This is a genomic window from Marinobacter salarius (assembly GCF_032922745.1).
Taxonomy (GTDB): Bacteria; Pseudomonadota; Gammaproteobacteria; order Pseudomonadales; family Oleiphilaceae; genus Marinobacter.
On the sequence record NZ_CP136693.1, the window covers coordinates 2581186 to 2600304 of the forward strand.

Genomic DNA, 19119 nt, shown 5'->3' on the forward strand with positions numbered 1-19119 from the left:
GCGGTGAAAGATTGTTATTGTGGGAGCGGAGAGCATCCGCTGGAATAGCTTTCATGCATAGTGCGACGATGGTCCCGGTCGTTCATCCTCCTGGCGCACTTTTTGTTGGCGTAGTCGGGGGGATGAGGGGGGCGTAGAGGGGATGAGTCGTCATAGGCTTCAAAGGCAACGATCAAAACACGGTTATCAAAACGAGGGCGGGCGGTGAACAACGGACGGTTGAGTATGCGGGTGGTTGCACAGACGCTGGCGTGGGGTTTGGCCATGCTGCTGACGGTGGCCACGCCGGCCCATGCAGAATGGGTGCGTGTGAGTGGTACGGCAATGACCACCGCCATCGAGATGGAGTTCTGGTCCGAGGATGCGGCCGTGGCCAGTGAGGCCGGAGACGCAGTGCTGGCGATGTTCGACCGGATTGACCACCAGATGAGCCGGTACCGGGAGGATTCGGAACTGTCCCGGGTTAATCGCGAGGCCGCCGACGGCCCGGTGCAGGTGAGCGACAGCCTGTTTACCGTGCTCCAACAGGCTCTGCGTATTTCCGAATTGAGCAACGGCGCCTTCGACATCAGTTTCGGGTCCGTTGGCTACCTGTATGATTTTCGTGCCAGACAACAGCCCTCCGATGAAGAACTGGCGAAGGGGCTGGCAAAGGTGAATTACAAGTCCGTGGTGCTGGACCCCAGCGCCACCACCGTCCGATTTCTTGATGAAGGCATCAGGCTGGACCTGGGGGGCATTGCCAAGGGGTATGCGGTTGATCGCGGTATCGACATCCTCAAGTCCTTCGGCATTCGCCAGGCACGACTGAGCGCCGGCGGTGACCTGCGGCTGCTGGGTGACAAGCGCGGCAAGCCCTGGATAGTCGGTATCCGGGATCCCCGATCTGAATCACGCAACGCCATGGTGCTGCCACTGACCAACGTGGCGGTGTCGACGTCAGGCGATTACGAACGCTTCTTTTTTGACGATAACCACGAGCGTGTCCATCACATTCTCTCGCCAGCGACCGGCAAACCGGTAAAAGGCGTGCAGAGTGTGACCATCCTCGGCGACGACAGCATCACAACCGATGGCTTGTCCACGGCGGTCTTTGTGCTTGGGGCCGCCAAGGGCCTGGAGATGATCAATGAATTGGAGGGCATTGACGCCATCATCATTGATGAGCAGCGTCAAGTGCATTATTCGGACGGATTAATGGCGCCGGAAGGGTCGTGATGCCGGAGGTGTGGCCGGGCCCGCAGGCCCGGCCACATTGGGTTACACGATCGGTTCGAGGGCGATAAGCCGATCCCGGCTTGCCTGATTCCCGAGGCCATGATTGGGGAACCTGTCCTGGTTCTCAAACATGCCTTGTTCCCCGTGCAGCGCCATGTAGTTGAGCAACACCGTCTGCACCAACTGGTTTACGTTATTGGCCGCAGGGCTTGAGGCCGTTTCCACGGAGGCGTCCGAGCGCATAAAGCCAATCTGGTTGGTGAGGGCCGTGGGTTGGCCCGCCGGGCTGTAGACCAGGAAGAACGATGCAGCTGTCTGCTGGTTGTCGCCCGTCCACTCACCTTTACCGCGCCCGGCCATGGACTCGTCCAGTCGGCCATTACTTGATACCGAGCCATCACTGAACACGTACAGCATCAGTGGTGTTTGTGTTCGGTGGGCGTATTCCAGGCAGGCGCCCATGCAGCGGCCTGCCAGGTAGTCCCGGTCCTCTCCCGTGCCCCGCTCGCCGGTGTGGTAGTCGTAGCCACCCAGGGTGACGGTACCGGCGCCGGCATAGCCGTTCTGAACCAGTTTCATAACCGCAGCGGTCTTGCGGATTTCCCGGCCCAGGCGCGAATTTTCGTTGAACTGGGCCTCGGTGAAAATGCCTCCCACGATATCGGTATCCTGAGACGGGTCGATAGAGGACGGGTCGGCAAAGCGCTCGGTCAGGTCCGCGCTTTTGACATAACCGCAGTTGACGAGGTCTTTCACAACATCGTCTCTGGTGACGAGTGTGGTATCGACGTTGTCCAGCTTCTTGCGGCTGATGCGCTGGATGGATTCCATCACTGCGACGGCATCGTCCTGATCCAGAATGGCCGTCAGATCGCCCACGTCCACCAAGCCGGAAACATCGCTCGGGCGGTCAATCTTGGTGGGGCGCACCTGGGGATTGATCAGGCTCATGGGGGCCATGGAGTTGCCGCCGCTCTCGGAGCTCTGCGAGCCCACCAGAGTGAGCAGTTCGCCGTCGGCGCCCGCCTTGCTGATGCCGTACATTGGGTTGTGTGGGTTGTTGCCGGTGTCGTTCTCGGAGCGCGCGGCAATGATGGCACCGTTTATGTTGGCACGAGCCATGGCAGACGTGCTGTGCTGCATACCCCGCAGGAAACCGCTGTCGGAATGGAACGCCAGGCCGAACTCCTGGTTCACGAAGGCGGGGTCATTGGGTAGCATGGTGCCCGGCAACCCCAGCTTGTTGTAGCCAGCCGTGCTCAGGAAGTCGAACTGGCCACCGGATCTGCCGAGCAGAACGTTCGAGCCGGCGATGTTGGCACCGCCCGCCAGGTCAAAGCAGATAAAGGGAATCTTGCCCGCGCCGGCCGAAGCGATACCGCACGATTCCTTCCAGTCCTCAAGGTCCGGAGACAACGCCGCAGCCGCCTGCCGTGGGTTGGCGAACAGGCTGAACACCGATGCACCGCAGAGGGTGGCCGCGCCCGTCATAAAGCCCTGGGCGATGAACTCACGCCGGGTTTTCGGCCTTGCGTGGTCGCTGTGCAGGAGAGGTTGATCCGTCGCCAGTGCACGTTTACGAGAAGGTTTGATATACATGGTCAACGTCCTCTACTGGATCAGTGTCACGGCGCTGCCCAGCACGGCGGCGCAGCTTGCTTTGACAACGGTTTCGGTACGGCCGGCCTCGCAACTACCACCACAGGTGGTGAGGCGTCCCATCAGGGCGTCCAGCTCGGTTTCAATGTCCGCGTCGGCGGGTTGCGTGCTCAGGCTTGTGCCGACGAAGTTTTCCATCAACGGCGTCTTGATGAGCGCCCGACCGGCGTCGTCAAACGCGGTGCCTGCACTCTCACCGAAGTTAAAGCCCGGGAAGAAGGCGGTGCGTCGTGTGGTATCAGACACCAGGACGTCACAGTACTGGATCGCCATCTGGGTAATCGCCATTTGATGGGATGACAGGAAGCCTTCAAGGTCCTCCACCGTCGGCAGCTGTTGCTTGACCGTGGTGAATGTCTCGGCGACGGCTGGCTGGGTGGTTGGAATACCCGTTACCTTCGACATGGACCATTAATTTCCAAGGGAGAAGCGTCTGGTTCTAGTTTTGAGTTAACCTCTGTCGATAGCTTCAGCATCGAAGACCAGAAATGGGGTAAGTGATCACGCAATTTCTCTCTGGCCTCCATTATGTCATCGGGCCTCGCGGCTTTGGTTGAGGGAAGCACCATAGCCACCGAGCTAAGAGCAATATTTGCTGCAATTTGTTTAGCATTTGAGACGCCAGCAGTCTTTCTTGGCGTGAAGTGCGCACCGCTCAGGAATATTGGCACACAACCAGAGTTTATGAACCGTGCCATCTCATTTTCTGATCCCGTGGATACAACCAATTCATTCCTAGTGACTCTATATGTATTCTCCTCCCCTTTTTCCCCTTCCTTAATGAGTTCCACTGACACGGGACCGTCCTCAGGCAGAAGACTGCAGCGAAAGATATCCGGAAAAAGTAGGGAGTTTCTATAGAAAAACTCATCGCTTGCAAGGAGATATTTATTAACTGTCTCTTTTTGCTCAGTGGTTAGCCCACTTAATGGGTCTTCATCCGAGCCTGGATCTCTTGGAGTTAAACTAAGGAGACTCTGAATAAGTCTCAAAATCAGCGATAATATGGCCATCGCCAACCGCATAGGATTCGTTGCCACCATGGATCAGATCACTTTCTCCGAAGCTGAGTACCAGACCAAGAAGCGCAAGACGCGTCGCGAGATCTTTCTGGAACGGATGGACAAGCTGATTCCGTGGAAGCAGTTGGAGAAGAAGGTAGCCCGTTATTACCCCAAGGGTCAGAACGGTCGGCCTCCGTATCCGCTGCCTGCCATGCTTCGAGTTCACTGCATGCAGTTGTTCTATAACCTGAGCGACCCGGCGATGGAAGACGCTCTTTACGAGATCGAATCCATGCGCCACTTCGCTGGCCTGAAGCTGGACCGCTTGCCGGACGAGACCACCATTCTCAACTTCCGGCATTTCCTGGAGCAGCACGGTCTTGGCAAGGCGCTGTTTAAAGAGGTGAATAAACACTTGGAGAAGAACGGCCTGATGCTGCGTGAAGGCAGCATCGTAGATGCCACCATTATTTCTGCTCCAAGCTCCACCAAGAACAGCACTGGCAAGCGCGATCCTGAAATGCACCAGACCAGAAAGGGCAACGAATGGCACTTCGGCATGAAGATGCACATTGGTGTCGACGATACGCTTGGCCTGATTCATAGCATCGATACCACCGCTGCCAACGTGCACGACATCGTGCCCACCGACAAGCTGCTGCACGGTGAAGAGCAACGGGTCTTCGGCGATGCCGGGTACCTTGGCATTCAGAAGCGGGATGAGCATAAGCACCGTGAAAACGTCTCCTGGTTCATTGCCAAACGGCCTGGCACCCGGAAGAAGCTGGATGCTGACAAGCTGAAAGCCGAGAAAATCAAAGCCAGTGTTCGTGCCAAAGTGGAGCATCCCTTCCGGTACATTAAACAGGTCTTCGGTTATAGCAAGGTCCGCTATCGCGGTCTAGCCAAGAACAACAACCGGCTGCATTTGCTGGCCGCGTTCAGCAACCTGCTGATTGGTGAAAAATACATGCTGGCGTAGGGCCAGTGCGCCTGTTTTTCGCCAAAATGGCGGGAATCGGGCAAGAAACACACAACTAACGGGAAAATAGTGTCTGAATCTTCGATTTTTTGCCGGTTAAACCCAAGATCGGCAAATATCAGCAGTTATTCAGACCTTCCCTAAGTTCCGGAATATTTTCTTCATTATTGAGAGTTATCCGATATTTCTTGGAAAACTCAATAACGTACTCAAGTTGGTTTAGAAAATGGATCTTGTCGAAAAGTAACGAGAGCGCAGTGACGTGCCTTTGGTCTGGAATCAAGAATCCAGAACAGAATATCCCTTCGAACGTTGTTATCCTTTTCGACAAGCTCATACTTTAAAATACCTGCTTGCAATTAACGCCTTGAATAAGCCGCCGTTTGGAGCGCCAGTGCAAAACGGTCGGTTTGATTCACTGGTTAGCCTTTATCATAGTTCTCGAATATTCGCCTCTGGTTGGCCTCAAAGCCCTCAAACTCACCAAGGCTGAAACAGCGGCACTCGTCCTTGGTTAGGTAATGAGCAAATATTTCGCCACCAATATAAAGTCTGGCTTCTGCTGGCTTACTCGCCTCGCGTGAACGCTGTTCGTGCATCATTGAGGGGATCACCTCAATCAGGTTTCCCTCAGGGACGTTGCACTCTGGCTTGACCCCAGTTCCGTAAGGTAGCTGTTCCGATTCAAAGTTATTCGTCGAACGGTATGCAAACGAGACAACCTTGTTATCTTCTTCTGATATACCGAACTGATAGACCGTTGTAGTGAGATCTTGATCCAGTGAATATCTTTGACGATAGGTCTCCCATAGGTCTCGTAATCCAATCGGTGTGTGGTAATTGAGATTGCGTATACCACGCACGATCATCCGAGCACTTACGGTGAGAGCCCATTCATTAGAAAGCCCTCCACCGCCTGTTCCGGCAATAATGGTCCTAAGATGCGGTACGTGAGTCGCTTTAGAAGCAAAGCAAAAGGGTTCACCATCCGGAGTAACAGCCAGCGTATCTGTTGCAACCAATATTTGGCTTTCATCGGTGGCAAAAATCAAAGATGACATCCGTATTCGTCCTTGTGGCTAACATCTGTATATGAATCCCCACGACGACTTTTCCAGCGACTCATATTTCTAATCGGATTTCAGTTCAAGCTAGGCAGAAAATACCATCAGGTCAATCAGTTCCAGAAATTATCACCAGAGGTAAAGTGTTGGGGTATTGGTCGTCGCGACTGCTATCCCTATTTCGAGGGCCCGGCTAACCCCATCATCCAAATAGAGTTGACCGGGAATTCGTTGCGGTACCAGAAATCATGGTCTGAACGACCATTTTTCCGGACTCCAAAGAACGGTATACCGGAATACTCAGTGCCTGTTCCGCCCCCAAGCCAGCGTTATCGCCACGCTAACTACAGCGGAAGCGGCCAGGGCACCCAGGAAGGGGGCCAGGGTAGGGATGCCACCGGGGAAGCTCGCCGCTAGAAGACCTGTCGTCAGGCTGCCACCGGTCACCCAACCAGGAACGACGGCGCCCGCCAGGCCAGCAAGGCCGCCGAACACGGCTGCGGTGGTGGTCATTCGCGTCCACAGCCCCATCAATACCGGTATCACTGCCGTCGCGCAGAGCAGGTCGGCGATCAGGAACAATCTCAGTACCGAGACGCCCTGGAGTGCGACTATCACCACGGGAATCATCAGGAGAACGGTTACCCATCGTGCCGATATGATGGAGAGCCCCTGTTTTTCAGTTACTGCCAGGGAGGCCAGGGCGTTCTGGAGTGTGTCCACGGATGAGGCTACTAATGTGAGGGCCAGCACCAGGGCAGGAATGGTCAACCAGGCGGGGGCGCCAGACAGTAGCGCAAAGAAAGGAATGGGTGGAGAACCGAGATCTGCACCGCTCATGGCGGCGGCAATGCCCAGGCCGCCGACCACGGCAACCACGATAATGGTCACCAGGCCGCCCAACAAGGCGCCGCTACGTAATGCCGAGGTATCACGGGCGGACCACAGACGCTGCCAGTAGCCCTGGTGAAACAGGTTGGCGGCGGTTACGGCGATCACCAGTGTCAGGGCAACGCCCAGGGCACTGCCTACTGGCGCGGAGGGGGCGTCAGCCATTTGCAGTTCCGGTAGCCGGTCCATTGCCACGAATCCGACAATGGCCAGTAGCCCGATCAGCAGGAACGCCTGCCACTGGTCCGTGACGATGCTGGCTCGCAGGCCACCCCAGGTGGTGTATATGAGTGTGGCAACGGCAACGCCAAGCACCGCAAGGTTCCCATTCACGCCCGACAACAATGAGGTGATGGCGCCGATGGCGGTGAGTTCGGCGGTGAGGAAACACAGCATGTAGAGCACGGAGATGAGCGACACGTAGCGGCGAACCGATGTGCCATAGCAGGCCTGGGCAAACTCACCAATGCTGCGGCCCTGAGGCAGGTAGCGCCGGATGGCCGGGCCACAGAAAGCAAACACGATAAAGGGCAGGGCGGCGCCGAGGGTGTAACCGGCCAGTGCCACTGGCCCCACCAGGGCGCCGACTTCCGGGGGCGCGAAGAGTATCCAGCCGCCCATGCCCGATGCCAGGAAGGATAGCCCGAGTGCCCGTGCGCCCTGACTGTTGCGGGCCGTCACGAAATCATCCAGGCCGCCATCGGCCAGGCGAGCCCGCAGTCCCAACCAGGTGAACAGAACGAGTGCAGCCGCCAGGGCCGCTACCGTGGTGTAGAGCATGGTGTGTCTCTCCGTTAATCATAAAGCCGGGAATAGTGACATATTCCACGTGGTGCTGCGATTGACTGTCTGTCTTATGCTTTACTGTAGTAAGTCACCATTCGGAATTGAACCGACGGGGGAGGCCCCACCCAATGAGCAATCGCAAATCGGAACTGGAAACCCTGCGTGCTGACCTTAAGGCACGCCTGTCAAAGTATGAAGCCCACCAGCATCGCCAGGGTGGCGCGCTGGAGAAAGACTTCGAAGAACAGGCCGTACAGACCCAGAATGACGAAGTGGTCGATTCGCTGGAGACAGAAACCCGCAACGAGCTGGCCCAGATCGAACACGCCCTTGAACGCCTTGCTGAAGGGCTCGGGGACGAATGTGAAGGGTGCGGCGAAGACATCGATCCACGGCGCCTGCAGGTATTGCCCTACACCACTGTCTGCGTGAAGTGTGCCGAAGACTGAACCGTTATCACTCCCCCTGAATCTTGCTGAGCAGGTCTTTGGCCAGTTCAATGGCCTCTGACCGGTGGCTGATGTTCTGCTTTTGGTAGAGGCTGCGGATGTGCGTCTTCACCGTCGTGGAGGCGACTTTCAGGTGTTCGGCGATCTGGTCATTCGACAGGCCGGCGTGGATCAGGCTGAGTATCTGCCATTCCCGGCGGGTAAGGGGAGATGTGCGGATCAGTTCCGGCACATCCGGCCGGTCGATAATATCCTGAATGATGGCTTCGTCCAGTGAAATCCGGATGGCGCGGCTGAAATCCCGTTGTTGCTGAGCCAACTGGATCAGGCGTTCGGCGCGCTGCAGTTCCATTCCGTCAATCGCTTCATCGTTGATCAGCGCTTTCAGGATCACGATCAATACCTTGCCCATACGCAGGAAGCTGCCAACCGCCCCGGTAGTGCTGGCCAGTTGGAGCGCAGCGACCATGTGCTTCAGGGCGTTCTCGCGATCTTCGGTGTCCCAGTAAAGCAGCGCCAGGGCGATATGGTTGCGGTTGAGGTCGGTTTTGAGCCCCACCTGTTCCGCTACGGCTTGCAGTCCAGTCAGCAGGGGCTGGGCCTTGCTGTACAGCCCCAGGCTCATGTATGCCCGTGCCCGGTTGCGACCGTTGCACTGATTGAAGTGGTTGGTCGCCGTGGTGGGGTCGACGGGCGGGGCGATGGTAAGCCAACGTTGTATGGCTTCCCGGTCCCGAACCGCATCCCAGTAGGCGAGCATGGTGGCATGTGCATTGGCGACCCAGTCCAGATGATAGTCCCCGGAGGCGAGCATTTTCTGCATCTTGGCGATGTAGTCCGCGCACAGGCTTTGTCGGCCCCTGGCGTGGGCCACTTTGGCCAGCGATGTATAGCTTTGCACGTACCAGTGTTCCCCCTGGGCTTCCAGGATCTCGATGCCCTGGAGCGCACACCGCTCAGCGTTTTCCAGATGGTGCCATTCCCACATGATCTGACTGCGGATGCGGAACAGGAATTCCAGTATTGGCAGGTGGTTGAGGTGGTTCTCCTCGGCATACTGGAAGCCCCGTTCCTGGATGTTGTAGGCCTTCTGCAACAAGCCCATGGCAACGCTGATTTCAGACTGCTGACACAGGGCCCAGAGCACGTTCTGGTGGGCCTGGTGTGCCCGGGCGAGGTGTTCGGTTTCCTGCATGCGGGCGAGGGCTTCTTCCAGTTCGCCCTGTACAAACAGAGCCTCCCCAATAACGGAGGCCGCCGCCACGCGGGATGTGGGCAGGAAGCGGGCTTCCTGGTCGATGGCCTCGCGGGCGAGGGCCAGGGCACGTTCCCCATCCCCGTAATTCATGGCGACCTGGGCGCGAATCGCACTGAACTCACCATGTACGGCGCGCTGGGTGTCTTCCGTCATGGATGCTTCCAGGCGGGTTTCCGCAGCCGACAACCAGTTTTCAACTTCGTCAAACTTGTACTGGCCCTGGGCCACCCAGGCCCTGAGCAGTGTCAGTGTCGGATCCTGGGCAATGATATCCTGGGGCAGGGCGTCGAGGCATCGCTGCAGCAGTATAAACTGGCCTTCGGTGAAAAACTTGCGGCCGTGAATGGTCAGTACGCGGGTGATACGGTCCGCATCGTCGGCGGCGATGGCGTGGCGGGCGGCCTCTTCTGCGTGGTCCAGTTCCAACCAGGCGTCACTGGCCCGCTGGTGCAGCTGTTGCCGGTTCTCTTCAGTCGTGCAGCTCAAAAGGTGCTGGAGGTAGACGGAAAACAGTGGATGGTAGCGGAACCACAGGGCGGAATTGTCCACGGGCGTGATAAACAGCCCCATGGACAGAAGGCCGCTGAGCAGGGCCTGGCCGTTGCTGTCGTCCATCACCCGCATGACCATTCGCGCGTTGAAACGGTCCAGTATGCTGGTGCGCAACAGGAATGTTCGCTGCTGTTCCGTCAGCCCCTGCCCAACCAGTTCATCAAAGTAGTCAAAGATGTGCTGGTTGCCGTACTCGAGCTGATCCACAAAATCGTTGAATTCGATGCTGGTCAGTGCGGATGCGGACAGAAGCTGGAGTGCCGACACCCAGCCTTCAACCCGCCTGACAGCCCGCTCGATGCTTTCCCGCGAAATCTCGAACGGCAATCGGCTGTCAAAGTAGCTCTGTGCTTCGTCTGCGCCAAAGGCCAGATCCCGTGAGGTGATCTCGGTCATCCGTCCCTGCATCCTCAGTTGCGCGACGCCAATGGGGGGCACCGTCCGGGTGATCAGGACGAGCGTCAGACAGGCAGGTTGATGCCGCAGCAGGAAGCGCAGCGCGTTGTGGATGACCTCGTTGTCAATCAGGTGATAGTCGTCCAGCACCAGATACAGCGGGTCCCCGTCCAGCCCGTCCAGGGGAAGCTCGGCCAGAAGGTCGGTGAGAAAACTCTCCAGATCGTCGTACCCCTTCTCCTGCAATTTCCGCAGCGTGGCCTTGCAGCTGCCGGGAGCTGCAACCTCAAGTGCCTTGGCCAGATAGCCTGCAAATCGGGCCGGGTCGTTGTCGCCGACCTCCAGGCGATACCAGGCGCTGGTGGCCTCCAGTGCCTCAAGACGGTCCGCCACCGTGGTGGTTTTGCCATAGCCCGCGGGCGCATGCACCAGCAGCAGGCTTACCGGTTCCAGTCCGTGGAGAAGATCGTTGAATTTTTCCCGGTGTAAAAGGGCGGGTGGTGGTTGTGGGCTCTGGTTTTTGGCAGCGATGAACGTCAGTTGTCCCGGATTCAGTGTTGTTGTCATCAGGATCTTCAGTAATTGGTGTCAGACAGTAGCAAGGAATGTGATACCGGCTTTGTGGCTCTGCGTCAACTTCCCGTTGTCGCGATTTGAGGGGCATGAACCAGTTCTCAAAACCGGCAGGGAAGGCCCCTTCTGCTGCGGCAGATTTGAGGCACAGTTATCTTTAAGGCGTTAGCGATTTCGGTATCTTACCGTAACAAGATGTAACTCGGAAAACGTGATGTCTAATAATAACAGGGACTTCGTCTGACTATGCTGCTGGTACTCGCCGGATCCATCCTCTCTTTCACCATGGCCCAGGAGGCGGTCGTCGTGGAGCCTTATGAACAGGGCGCCATTGTGATTGAGCAGGATTTTGATACCAGCCCCATTGAGTTGAGAACCGACACCCGGGTTGAACCCCTCGTCGAGCAGAAGTTCCGTAACATCGTGCGTCAGGCGTATGACTACAGCTGCGGCAGTGCTGCGCTGACCACGGTGCTCAATTATTACCTGGGAAGGAATCTGGGTGAGCGGCAGGTGATGGAGGGATTGCTCCATTACGGCGAGAGTGAGCGCATTGTCCAGCGTCGTGCGTTTTCCATGCTCGATATGAAGCGCCTTGTGACGGCCCTGGGTTATCCGTCCGGTGGGTTTCGCGCCACGATTGACGACCTCATTGACCTTGATCACCCGGCCATCGTTCCCATTCAGTACGCCGGTTTCAAACACTTCGTGGTACTGCGCACCATCCGCGACGGCCGGGTGTATCTGGCCGATCCGGCGGTGGGCAATATCTCCTTCACGCTCGCCCAGTTTGAAGAGAACTGGGACGACAACGTGCTCTTCATTGTGTTCCCCGGCAGTGACAAGCCGCTGGATTACCTGGAGTTGAAAGAGGAGGACCTTCGGTTTGTGGACGACCAGACAATGACGTTGCTGGCGTTGCAGAAGTTGCCCGAATTCCATGAATCCACGGAACGCCGGATCAGAAACATGCTGGAACGCCAGAAGAATAATCCGGACGGCAGCGTTGAGAATACCCGGAAGCAGCTGTTTTACCGGCGCCATTAACGTGCCGGGCGCAAAGCCGGCACACAGGAAACAATACAATTAGAAATAAGGGAGTCAGGATGAATCGTTGGTTAGTGCGAGGTTTTATCCTTTTTTCCGTGACTGGCCTTTTACCAACCATGGCATTGTCGCAGGAAGGAAACGTAGACGAGGCGAGGGAAGCGCTTGCCAGGCAAGAGGGCGATGAGGACTCATCCAAGCAATTGGAGGAAGTGTTCCAGGCAGCCGAGACCAGCTACTCGCTGCAGAAGAAGGGTACCCATTCCCTGAACTATTCGTTCGATTACTCCTACACCGGTGACCAGCGTCTCGACCTGGCGATTACCGATGGTTCGGTGCGTAACCTCGATGTGGTGCCGTCCGCGACTCACAACTTCACCAATGCGTTTTCCTACGACTACGGCCTGCTGGATAACCTGACCGTCGGTGCACGTGTGCCCCTGGTGGTTAAGTACGACACCCAGGATGAACTGAACATCTACGATTTCGGCGATATCTCTGCAACCGCCCGTTGGCAGCCCTTCGCGTACGTTCCAGGCAAGATGTCCACGACGGTTTTCGGCACCTTCACAACCAAGACGGGTGTCAGTCCCTACGAGATTGATATCGACGAGCAGCTGTCCACTGGCAGCGGCTACTACTCGGTTGCCGGCGGCGTTAGTTTCTCAAAGGTGCTGGACCCGGTGGTTGTGTTCGGATCTACCAGCGCCACTTACAATCTGCCTGAAACCGATCTGCAGCAAGTGCGGGGCGCCCGCGTGTTGCAGGAACTTGAGCCGGGCTTCGGGCTCTCCGGCTCCGCCGGCTTCGCCTATTCGCTGTCATACGACATTTCCCTCAGCATCTCCGCTCAGTTGAGTTACAGCGACCAGACCACGCTGACCTTCAGCGACGGCACCCAGGCCGTTGCCCAGGACCAGATGACCGGTTTCCTGAGTATGTCGCTGGGTACCCGCGTGAGTGACACCACCATCGTGAACACCAGCCTTGGTATCGGCCTTACCGAAGACGCACCTGATTTCTCGCTGGGCGTGTCCCTGCCCATCAAATTCTCAGGTCTCAAAGAGTGAGTTCAGCCTCTGACGTTTTACGGGAAGGGAAGATTTCATGGGAATAACCAGCCACAAGAGACAGATTGCCGCTGCTATGATGGCAGCCTCGGTGACCTGTGGTGTCGAGGCGCAGCTGGCACAGAACCTGACCATTCATCCCAAGGCGTTGGCTCTGGGGAACGCCGTGACGGCCGATCCGCCCGGCATTATGGCGATCCATTACAACCCGGCGGGGCTGACCAAGCTGGATGGACGTCAGCTTGAAGTTAACCTGATGAGCGTCTACCTCGACATTGACGCCGATTTCCACGCCCCGGATGGCTACGAGATTTTCGGCATCGATGGCCTGGAAACCGACCCTCTCACCGGCGAACAGCGGGACCCGGTCGCGAACAAGCACAGCCATACCAACAACGTGGCCCTGTATCTTCCGGGATTTGGCATATTGCGGGCGCCGCCTGGCCCCGCCATCGCTCCGTCTGCTGGTATCAGCATTAACCCGCCGGGGTCGAAGCTGACCTTTGGCAACGCCTTCTACTTGCCCCTGGCCGCCGGTTTCTATCGCGAGAAGGACGACCCGGGGCGCTACATGCCGCAGGCAACGGCACTGCAGCGGACAACTTATCTATCGCCAACCGTCGGTTACAAGATCAACGATGAGTGGTCGGTGGGTGCCGGCATCCATTTGTCGCACATGGGGATTGCGGCGGACCAGTACATGCGCGCGCCCAACATGCTGCTGGGTGTCGCCGAGGTGCTCCAGGATGCGTTCAACTGTGAAAGCGGGGATGAACCCCTGCAGCCGTGGCTTGCCCTCTGTGGGGGTAACGTGGGGCCGTGGGACGACATTGGCGCGTTGAGCATCAATGTGCAGGAAACCCTGTCGCCCACCTATGCGCTTGGGGTCATGTGGGAGCCGAACGAGTGGTTCAGCTGGGGGGCAAGCTATACCTCAGAAGCCGACATGAACATGAAGGGTACTTTCGAGATCGAGTACACGGATGATTGGTCTGGCTTCTGGCAGAGTGTGAACGGCTCCGTACTGGGCGCCATCACGTCGGCGATTCTCAGCCTACCTTCCGGTGCTCCAAGGGAAGCGGGTAACGTGTCCATGGATCTGACCTATCCCCAACACTTCCAGACCGGTATCAGTCTCGATGTTCATCCCAAATTGACCGTGAACGTGGATGTGGGGTGGACGGATTACAAACAGTGGGACGCGTTTGTGTTCCGCTTTGACCGCAACCTGGAGTTCCTGAACGCCGCGCGGATTTTGTCACCCCAGAACGCCACTCCCAACACACTGAGGTTGCCTCTCGGTTTTACCGATCAGTGGAACTGGGGTTTTGGGCTGGAGTTCCATGCGTCGTCCCGTCTGGACCTGCGCGCGGGTGTGGAAATCCGGGATTCGGTGATTCCCGATGACCAGCGCCAGATTATGGCGCCGTTCGGCGGTGCAAATCTCTACAGTATTGGTATGGGGTATCGGTGGGATAAGGATACTGAGATCGACATGAACCTGAGCTATCTGCAATCCATAGAAACGATTCCTGCCAACGGCAGTTGTAACCTAAACTGTGACAATATTACCAATATCATCTACAACCCCTACGCGGGGCTGGATGTGAAAACCTCGCTACGGGTTGTCACGGCAGGTCTCAGTTTCCGTACCAAATTCTGACGCAAACGCGTTTACGAACAGGGTGTTTTGCCCCGATGTTGAAATGCCGTTATGTGGTTGTTGCTTGCCTGACGCTGGCGCTGAATGGTTGCCAGTTGTCAGGCTCCGACTCGTCCGGAAGCCGTGAAGGGTATTTCACCTGGGTGGACGAGCAGGGGCGGGTACGGCATTCGCCGATACCGCAGGGCTCCGGTGAAAGTGATGACAGCGAGTACACAGAAGCAACGGATGATCACGGCAGGGCCAGTTCCGCCGAATCATCCACACCTGAAGATGACGCATCTAGCAGGTATCATCAGGAGTACAACCTCGAGAACTACCCCGATGGCAATCAGCTCGAAAAAGACGGTTATGTTCGTCCGGGCGAACCCAAGCCTTATTTCACCTGGCGTGATGCCCAGGGCAACCTTCGTGTCAGCTACTACCAGCCGGATACCCGGACCGCTGTCGTGAAGGGGCGTATCAAGCCGCCGATTCAACTGACGGAGGCCAGTATCCACCAATCGGGAGAAACCGTGGAGTCGCCGGGGCTGCCGGAAGATGCTGACCCCGAAGCCATGGCGGTCCTGGGAATTGATCCCGGAGAGGAAAGTTTTTTCCAGCAATGGGCGGGGCAATGCTGCCAGGCGCTGGAACGGTCGGAGCCTGAGCAATGGCAGGAAGGTCGTGAATTCGGGGTATCCATGGGTGACAACGCCCCCCGCTATTCGTTCAGCACGGGTGAAAGCCGTTACCGTCTGGTCAGACTGCCGCCGGCGGATCAATACACCGATTTCATCCTCCACATCAGGTCGTTCAACCACGACGGAATGTTTGTGCCCTCGGTGGCTTTTCTTGATGCCTCGTTCGCCCCCGTTCGAATCGTGACCGACCTGGTGGCTAGCTATGTGCCTGAATCCTGGTATCAGTACGGCTACCTTCACGCTTACATTCCGGTGTTCCCGAGCCGGGGTGAGCGCTGGATGGTGATTTTCACCCGCGAGGCGGATCTGGCGGGGCAGACGGTTATCGAGGACAAGTACGGCCCCAAGGCCATCCCTCACATCGGTACTGGTGAGCTCAGTCTCTCCCGCGCTGGCGAGTGACGTTCAGTCTTCCGGCTGGCTCAGGTCAAGCCATTGCTGGGACAGCCAATAATAGCTGCCATCGGGTGCCGGATGGGTGCAGTTGTAGCGAAAACGGCGGCTGTTAAAGCTTCTCGGCGCCTTGAGAATGACGTTGTCTCCACCTGATACCTGGAAATCTACGCGCCCCTGGCCGGAGGCAAAGCAACTCAACCGGTCGATGCTGATGGTGTTCGGTACGGTAAACGAGAGGGTAGGCGGATTCTCTGAGATAACGCCGTCCGGCAGTTGGCTGGCATCGACTGGCAGAGCCTTGCTACGTAATTTGTCTTCAAGGCTGTTGAGCTGTCCGTAGGCGTTCGCCACCGGGAATCGGGGCAGACTTGTGGCAGCTGAAGTCTCCCCAATGGCACCGGATTGCTGTCCAAAGCCGAGCCAGCCGCGTGCTTCAATCTTGCGTAATAACGCCTCGTCAAACTCGCCGTAGGGATAGGCAAACATCGGAACGTTGATCCCCAGTTTTTCGGAGAGTGTTTCCTGTGCCCCATCCAGGCTGCGATCGACACGTGCCTCCCAGTCGCTATCGGATTCTCCAGGGCGTTTTGCAAGGTGGCCGTGGTCTTTGCTGTGGTTGGCGATGGTCACGCCGTCGCGATCTCTGACTTCCTGCAACTGATCCCAGGTCATATAGCCATGGCTGCCCACGGCCTCGGTATTGACGAATATGGTGTACTCATACCCCCGCTCTTGCAGGGCTGGCGCTGCCTGTGAGTAGAACGGATTCGTAGGCATCATCAAAGGTGATGGCAACCTGGGACCTGTCGCTCAGCTCACCCGCCAGTGCTGCGCGGGTTCCGGATTCAAGCGGAACGACCTCCAGCCCCAGATCCTCAATCATATCCAGTTGTCCCTGGAACAGGGACACTGACGTACTGGTGGAGGACGGCGTCGAGTCACTGACATGGTGGTACTGAAGCACTACCAGATCGGCATTGGCAGTCAGCGTGAATGCCGTGATGGGCAGGAGAAGGAGAGATCGGGTCATCATTCTTGGTGCCATTGGAGTGTCCTTGAAATCGGGAATTCCGGTGCAATCAGGTCCGAAAGTGTGCCTTGAGCACGGCGAAGGCCTGGTTTAGGTCCTGGATGGTTTCGGTTTCGCCACCCCGGTCCGGATGCGCATGCATAACAGCCCGCCGGAAGCGTTGTTTGACGTCGTCAAAGCCAGGGGGAATGGCATCAAAACCGAGGACGGCTGCGGCTTCACTCGCTTCTGTGGCGGCGGGTCGGTTGCCACTGCGCCCGGCCCAGAAATCGTCCATCATCCGGTTTATGGCGTCTTCCGGCAGCTCGTACTTGGACAGGTCCAGGTAAAAATTCCGCAGTTCGTCCATGCGGTCGGGCACACCTGCGCCTGCCACCACAGAACTTTTGCGAAGTTGAATCACCAGTGGCGAAATGGTCAGGGTTTCTCCGCCGGTGGCGAGCTGATCCCGTAGCCGGTACAGCACATGGAACAGCAGGAAATGAACCGGATAGAGCTTGTCCGGTTCGCCAAAGTTGACCTCGCCAATCAGCTCCCAGGGCGGCTTTTGCAGGGTTTTGATAAGGACCAGCTCGTTGATTCCGGCTGGGTGCCGACGAAGAATATGCTCGGTGGCAACCAGCAGGTGCTGAATCTGAAAATTCAGCGTCTCATTGGGCGCGTCACCATCCAGCGCCTTGGCGCCCTGTGTTGCGGTATCGGGTTGATTCATGCCTCAATGGTAGGCGACAGGGCGCCGTTACGGAAGAGGCATGTCCCGCTCCAACCCCTTCAGGAACAGGTTGGTCGCGAACCGGGTGGCATTCCTGGCTTCGGCCTCGGCCTCGGCGGGCCGATTGTGGGCACGGTAGGCCAGGCGCAAGCTGAGTTCGTAGCCTACCCCGAAGAAAGCGGCGCACAGGTACTCTTCGTCCATCTCCGGCAACAGGCCACGCTCAACGGCGTTCCTGACATCGTCCTCCAGGGAGAGCATGGCAAGCCCGAGAATGTCTGAGCCGAACAGTTCACGGATGGCACGATCGTTACGATGCGCCAGCTCGTAAACCAGTGGGTCGCTGGCGGTGGCCCGGAACAGCGAAAGGTATGCAAAGTAGATGAAGTCTTCAGCGGAATTGGCGGACTTTCGGCATTCGGTAAGGTTGTGATTGAGGCCGCTTAGGAAATCTGTCAGCAGAGCTGCAAAAATGTCCTGTTTGCTGGAAAAATAATTGTAGAAGGTGCCTGCCGCCAGGCCGGTACGGCGTACGATATCGCGGATGGTGGAGTTGTCGTACCCCCGTTCCCGAAAGCACTCCCGCGCCGCGTCAAGAATGGCACTGCGGTTGCGAATACGGTTGAATTCCCGTTTACCGGTGGCTTCCGGTTTTGTGTCTAACATATCCATGTCTGTATCCTGTCCCTGGAACTTTTGCACGCGTATAATCCGACGCTCACTGACCTTATGAACGACGTTTTCCTATGCCCGAAGCAATAACTGCCAACTCCGAAACCGCCCAGACTCCTGAAGCGGAGCGCAAGCAGAAACTGGAACTGAACAAGCTGCAGAAGCGCCTGCGCCGGGAAATGGGGCAGGCGATTGCTGATTTCTCGATGATCAAGGCTGGTGACAAAGTCATGTGCTGCCTGTCTGGCGGCAAGGACTCCTACGCCATGCTCGATATCCTGCTGAATCTCCAGAAAAGCGCGCCGGTGCGCTTTGAGCTGATTGCTGTGAACCTGGATCAGAAGCAGCCCGGCTTCCCGGAAGAAGTGCTGCCTGAGTACCTTTCGGCTCTTGATATTGAGTATCACATCATCGAGAAGGACACCTACAGTATTGTTAAGGAAAAAGTACCGGAAGGGAAGACCACCTGCGGACTTTGTTCCCGCCTACGTCGCGGAATTCTCTATAATTTTGCGGAAGAACACGGCGTTACCAAGATTGCTTTGGGGCACCATCGGGATGACCTGCTGGAAACGCTGTTCCTGAACATGTTCTATGGCGGCAAGCTGAAATCCATGCCGCCGGTTCTGCACAGCGACGACGGCCGGAACACGGTGATTCGCCCGTTGGCATACAGCCGGGAGAAAGACATTGCGCGCTACGCCAGCTTGCGCGAGTTCCCGATCATTCCCTGCAACCTCTGCGGTTCCCAGGAAAACCTGCAGCGTCAGGTGATCAAGGACATGTTCCAGACCTGGGACAAGCAGCACCCGGGGCGCCTGGAAACCATGTTTCGGGCCATGTGTAACGTTGAGCCGTCACACCTCGCCGATACCTCCCTGTACAACTTCCGTGAGGGTCACCGCCATTCCGAGCCGGGCCAAAGTGCCGGGACGGTCGAGCCCCAAACACCCGATTTCGGACGGTTGGACGTGCTTAATATCTGATCGGTTCGAGCGGGTAGTCCAGCCCTTG

At 57.2% G+C, this 19119-nt stretch carries 18 protein-coding genes; 8 read left to right on the plus strand and 10 right to left on the minus strand.

The annotated features are described in order from the left end of the window. Positions 1 to 225: 225 nt before the first annotated feature. The gene (locus R1T46_RS11900) at positions 226 to 1218 is read left to right on the plus strand and encodes an FAD:protein FMN transferase (RefSeq protein ID WP_317305504.1); all 993 of its coding nucleotides are present in this window, start codon (positions 226 to 228) and stop codon (positions 1216 to 1218) included. Positions 1219 to 1260: 42 nt separating this feature from the next. Here R1T46_RS11900 and R1T46_RS11905 read toward each other — a convergent pair whose 3' ends face one another. Genes R1T46_RS11905 through R1T46_RS11915 form a run of 3 tightly spaced genes read right to left on the minus strand, consistent with a single transcriptional unit; the run spans position 1261 to position 3920 of the window. Next, positions 1261 to 2817 carry a hypothetical protein gene (locus R1T46_RS11905; RefSeq protein WP_317305505.1) on the minus strand — a complete coding sequence of 519 codons (1557 nt, stop codon included), beginning with the start codon at positions 2815 to 2817 and terminating at the stop codon, positions 1261 to 1263. 12 nt (positions 2818 to 2829) lie between these two features. Then, a complete protein-coding gene (locus tag R1T46_RS11910; protein ID WP_317305506.1) occupies positions 2830 to 3282 on the minus strand; it encodes a hypothetical protein in 453 nt (150 codons plus the stop codon). After that, positions 3270 to 3920, minus strand: coding sequence for a hypothetical protein (locus R1T46_RS11915; RefSeq protein WP_317305508.1), 651 nt, complete (start codon positions 3918 to 3920; stop codon positions 3270 to 3272). The genes R1T46_RS11910 and R1T46_RS11915 overlap by 13 nt, the downstream gene beginning before the upstream one ends. On the opposite strand from R1T46_RS11915, the gene R1T46_RS11920 reads away from it, so the two are divergent. Then, a complete protein-coding gene (locus R1T46_RS11920; protein WP_041657592.1) occupies positions 3919 to 4863 on the plus strand; it encodes an IS5 family transposase in 945 nt (314 codons plus the stop codon). The genes R1T46_RS11915 and R1T46_RS11920 overlap by 2 nt on opposite strands. Before the next feature lie 422 nt (positions 4864 to 5285). Here the strand turns inward: R1T46_RS11920 and R1T46_RS11925 are convergent, their stop codons facing one another. Then, on the minus strand, positions 5286 to 5924 hold the full coding sequence (locus R1T46_RS11925; RefSeq protein ID WP_317305510.1) for a hypothetical protein: 639 nt from the start codon (positions 5922 to 5924) through the stop codon (positions 5286 to 5288). A gap of 303 nt (positions 5925 to 6227) precedes the next feature. Continuing rightward, positions 6228 to 7598, minus strand: coding sequence for a sodium:solute symporter family transporter (locus R1T46_RS11930; RefSeq protein ID WP_317305511.1), 1371 nt, complete (start codon positions 7596 to 7598; stop codon positions 6228 to 6230). A 134-nt stretch (positions 7599 to 7732) separates the two neighbouring features. Between R1T46_RS11930 and R1T46_RS11935 the strand changes: the two genes are divergently transcribed. After that, entirely contained in the window at positions 7733 to 8053 is a 321-nt protein-coding gene (locus R1T46_RS11935; RefSeq protein WP_041334219.1) for a TraR/DksA family transcriptional regulator, read from the plus strand. Between the two features lie 7 nt (positions 8054 to 8060). On the opposite strand, the gene malT is transcribed toward R1T46_RS11935, so the two are convergent. Beyond that, positions 8061 to 10826, minus strand: coding sequence for an HTH-type transcriptional regulator MalT (malT, locus tag R1T46_RS11940; protein WP_317305512.1), 2766 nt, complete (start codon positions 10824 to 10826; stop codon positions 8061 to 8063). A 252-nt stretch (positions 10827 to 11078) separates the two neighbouring features. Between malT and R1T46_RS11945 the strand changes: the two genes are divergently transcribed. From R1T46_RS11945 to R1T46_RS11960, 4 genes are read left to right on the plus strand one after another with little or no spacing between them, the layout of a single operon-like run. Continuing rightward, complete coding sequence (locus tag R1T46_RS11945; protein ID WP_317305513.1) at positions 11079 to 11879, plus strand: C39 family peptidase; 801 nt, start codon at positions 11079 to 11081, stop codon at positions 11877 to 11879. A gap of 59 nt (positions 11880 to 11938) precedes the next feature. Further along, positions 11939 to 12949 (plus strand): transporter, encoded by a 1011-nt coding sequence (locus tag R1T46_RS11950; protein WP_317305514.1) that lies wholly within the window; start codon positions 11939 to 11941, stop codon positions 12947 to 12949. Positions 12950 to 12986: 37 nt separating this feature from the next. After that, complete coding sequence (locus R1T46_RS11955; protein WP_317305517.1) at positions 12987 to 14612, plus strand: OmpP1/FadL family transporter; 1626 nt, start codon at positions 12987 to 12989, stop codon at positions 14610 to 14612. 35 nt (positions 14613 to 14647) lie between these two features. Beyond that, positions 14648 to 15697: a MalM family protein gene (locus R1T46_RS11960; RefSeq protein ID WP_317305518.1), complete on the plus strand. Its 1050-nt coding sequence runs from the start codon at positions 14648 to 14650 to the stop codon at positions 15695 to 15697. A 3-nt stretch (positions 15698 to 15700) separates the two neighbouring features. Here R1T46_RS11960 and R1T46_RS11965 read toward each other — a convergent pair whose 3' ends face one another. The 4 genes from R1T46_RS11965 to R1T46_RS11980 are packed head-to-tail and all read right to left on the minus strand — an operon-like array spanning position 15701 to position 18105. Next, complete coding sequence (locus R1T46_RS11965; RefSeq protein WP_317305519.1) at positions 15701 to 16471, minus strand: polysaccharide deacetylase family protein; 771 nt, start codon at positions 16469 to 16471, stop codon at positions 15701 to 15703. Then, entirely contained in the window at positions 16410 to 16736 is a 327-nt protein-coding gene (locus R1T46_RS11970) for a hypothetical protein (RefSeq protein ID WP_317305520.1), read from the minus strand. The genes R1T46_RS11965 and R1T46_RS11970 overlap by 62 nt, the downstream gene beginning before the upstream one ends. Positions 16737 to 16770: 34 nt before the next feature. After that, entirely contained in the window at positions 16771 to 17433 is a 663-nt protein-coding gene (locus tag R1T46_RS11975; protein WP_136633166.1) for a DNA-J related domain-containing protein, read from the minus strand. Positions 17434 to 17460: 27 nt separating this feature from the next. Continuing rightward, a complete protein-coding gene (locus R1T46_RS11980) occupies positions 17461 to 18105 on the minus strand; it encodes a TetR/AcrR family transcriptional regulator (RefSeq protein WP_041334226.1) in 645 nt (214 codons plus the stop codon). Positions 18106 to 18179: 74 nt separating this feature from the next. Between R1T46_RS11980 and ttcA the strand changes: the two genes are divergently transcribed. Beyond that, positions 18180 to 19091 (plus strand): tRNA 2-thiocytidine(32) synthetase TtcA, encoded by a 912-nt coding sequence (ttcA, locus tag R1T46_RS11985; protein ID WP_317305521.1) that lies wholly within the window; start codon positions 18180 to 18182, stop codon positions 19089 to 19091. Positions 19092 to 19119: the final 28 nt, after the last annotated feature.

What these genes read in the sequence shown, in the direction of transcription:
- R1T46_RS11900 (WP_317305504.1), top strand. Translation starts at nt 226, where the DNA reads ATGCGGGTGGTTGCACAGACGCTGGCGTGGGGTTTGGCCATGCTGCTG.
- R1T46_RS11905 (WP_317305505.1), bottom strand. Translation starts at nt 2,817, where the DNA reads ATGTATATCAAACCTTCTCGTAAACGTGCACTGGCGACGGATCAACCT.
- R1T46_RS11910 (WP_317305506.1), bottom strand. Translation starts at nt 3,282, where the DNA reads ATGTCGAAGGTAACGGGTATTCCAACCACCCAGCCAGCCGTCGCCGAG.
- R1T46_RS11920 (WP_041657592.1), top strand. Translation starts at nt 3,919, where the DNA reads ATGGATCAGATCACTTTCTCCGAAGCTGAGTACCAGACCAAGAAGCGC.
- R1T46_RS11915 (WP_317305508.1), bottom strand. Translation starts at nt 3,920, where the DNA reads ATGGTGGCAACGAATCCTATGCGGTTGGCGATGGCCATATTATCGCTG.
- R1T46_RS11925 (WP_317305510.1), bottom strand. Translation starts at nt 5,924, where the DNA reads ATGTCATCTTTGATTTTTGCCACCGATGAAAGCCAAATATTGGTTGCA.
- R1T46_RS11930 (WP_317305511.1), bottom strand. Translation starts at nt 7,598, where the DNA reads ATGCTCTACACCACGGTAGCGGCCCTGGCGGCTGCACTCGTTCTGTTC.
- R1T46_RS11935 (WP_041334219.1), top strand. Translation starts at nt 7,733, where the DNA reads ATGAGCAATCGCAAATCGGAACTGGAAACCCTGCGTGCTGACCTTAAG.
- malT (WP_317305512.1), bottom strand. Translation starts at nt 10,826, where the DNA reads ATGACAACAACACTGAATCCGGGACAACTGACGTTCATCGCTGCCAAA.
- R1T46_RS11945 (WP_317305513.1), top strand. Translation starts at nt 11,079, where the DNA reads ATGCTGCTGGTACTCGCCGGATCCATCCTCTCTTTCACCATGGCCCAG.
- R1T46_RS11950 (WP_317305514.1), top strand. Translation starts at nt 11,939, where the DNA reads ATGAATCGTTGGTTAGTGCGAGGTTTTATCCTTTTTTCCGTGACTGGC.
- R1T46_RS11955 (WP_317305517.1), top strand. Translation starts at nt 12,987, where the DNA reads ATGGGAATAACCAGCCACAAGAGACAGATTGCCGCTGCTATGATGGCA.
- R1T46_RS11960 (WP_317305518.1), top strand. Translation starts at nt 14,648, where the DNA reads ATGTTGAAATGCCGTTATGTGGTTGTTGCTTGCCTGACGCTGGCGCTG.
- R1T46_RS11965 (WP_317305519.1), bottom strand. Translation starts at nt 16,471, where the DNA reads ATGATGCCTACGAATCCGTTCTACTCACAGGCAGCGCCAGCCCTGCAA.
- R1T46_RS11970 (WP_317305520.1), bottom strand. Translation starts at nt 16,736, where the DNA reads ATGGCACCAAGAATGATGACCCGATCTCTCCTTCTCCTGCCCATCACG.
- R1T46_RS11975 (WP_136633166.1), bottom strand. Translation starts at nt 17,433, where the DNA reads ATGAATCAACCCGATACCGCAACACAGGGCGCCAAGGCGCTGGATGGT.
- R1T46_RS11980 (WP_041334226.1), bottom strand. Translation starts at nt 18,105, where the DNA reads ATGGATATGTTAGACACAAAACCGGAAGCCACCGGTAAACGGGAATTC.
- ttcA (WP_317305521.1), top strand. Translation starts at nt 18,180, where the DNA reads ATGCCCGAAGCAATAACTGCCAACTCCGAAACCGCCCAGACTCCTGAA.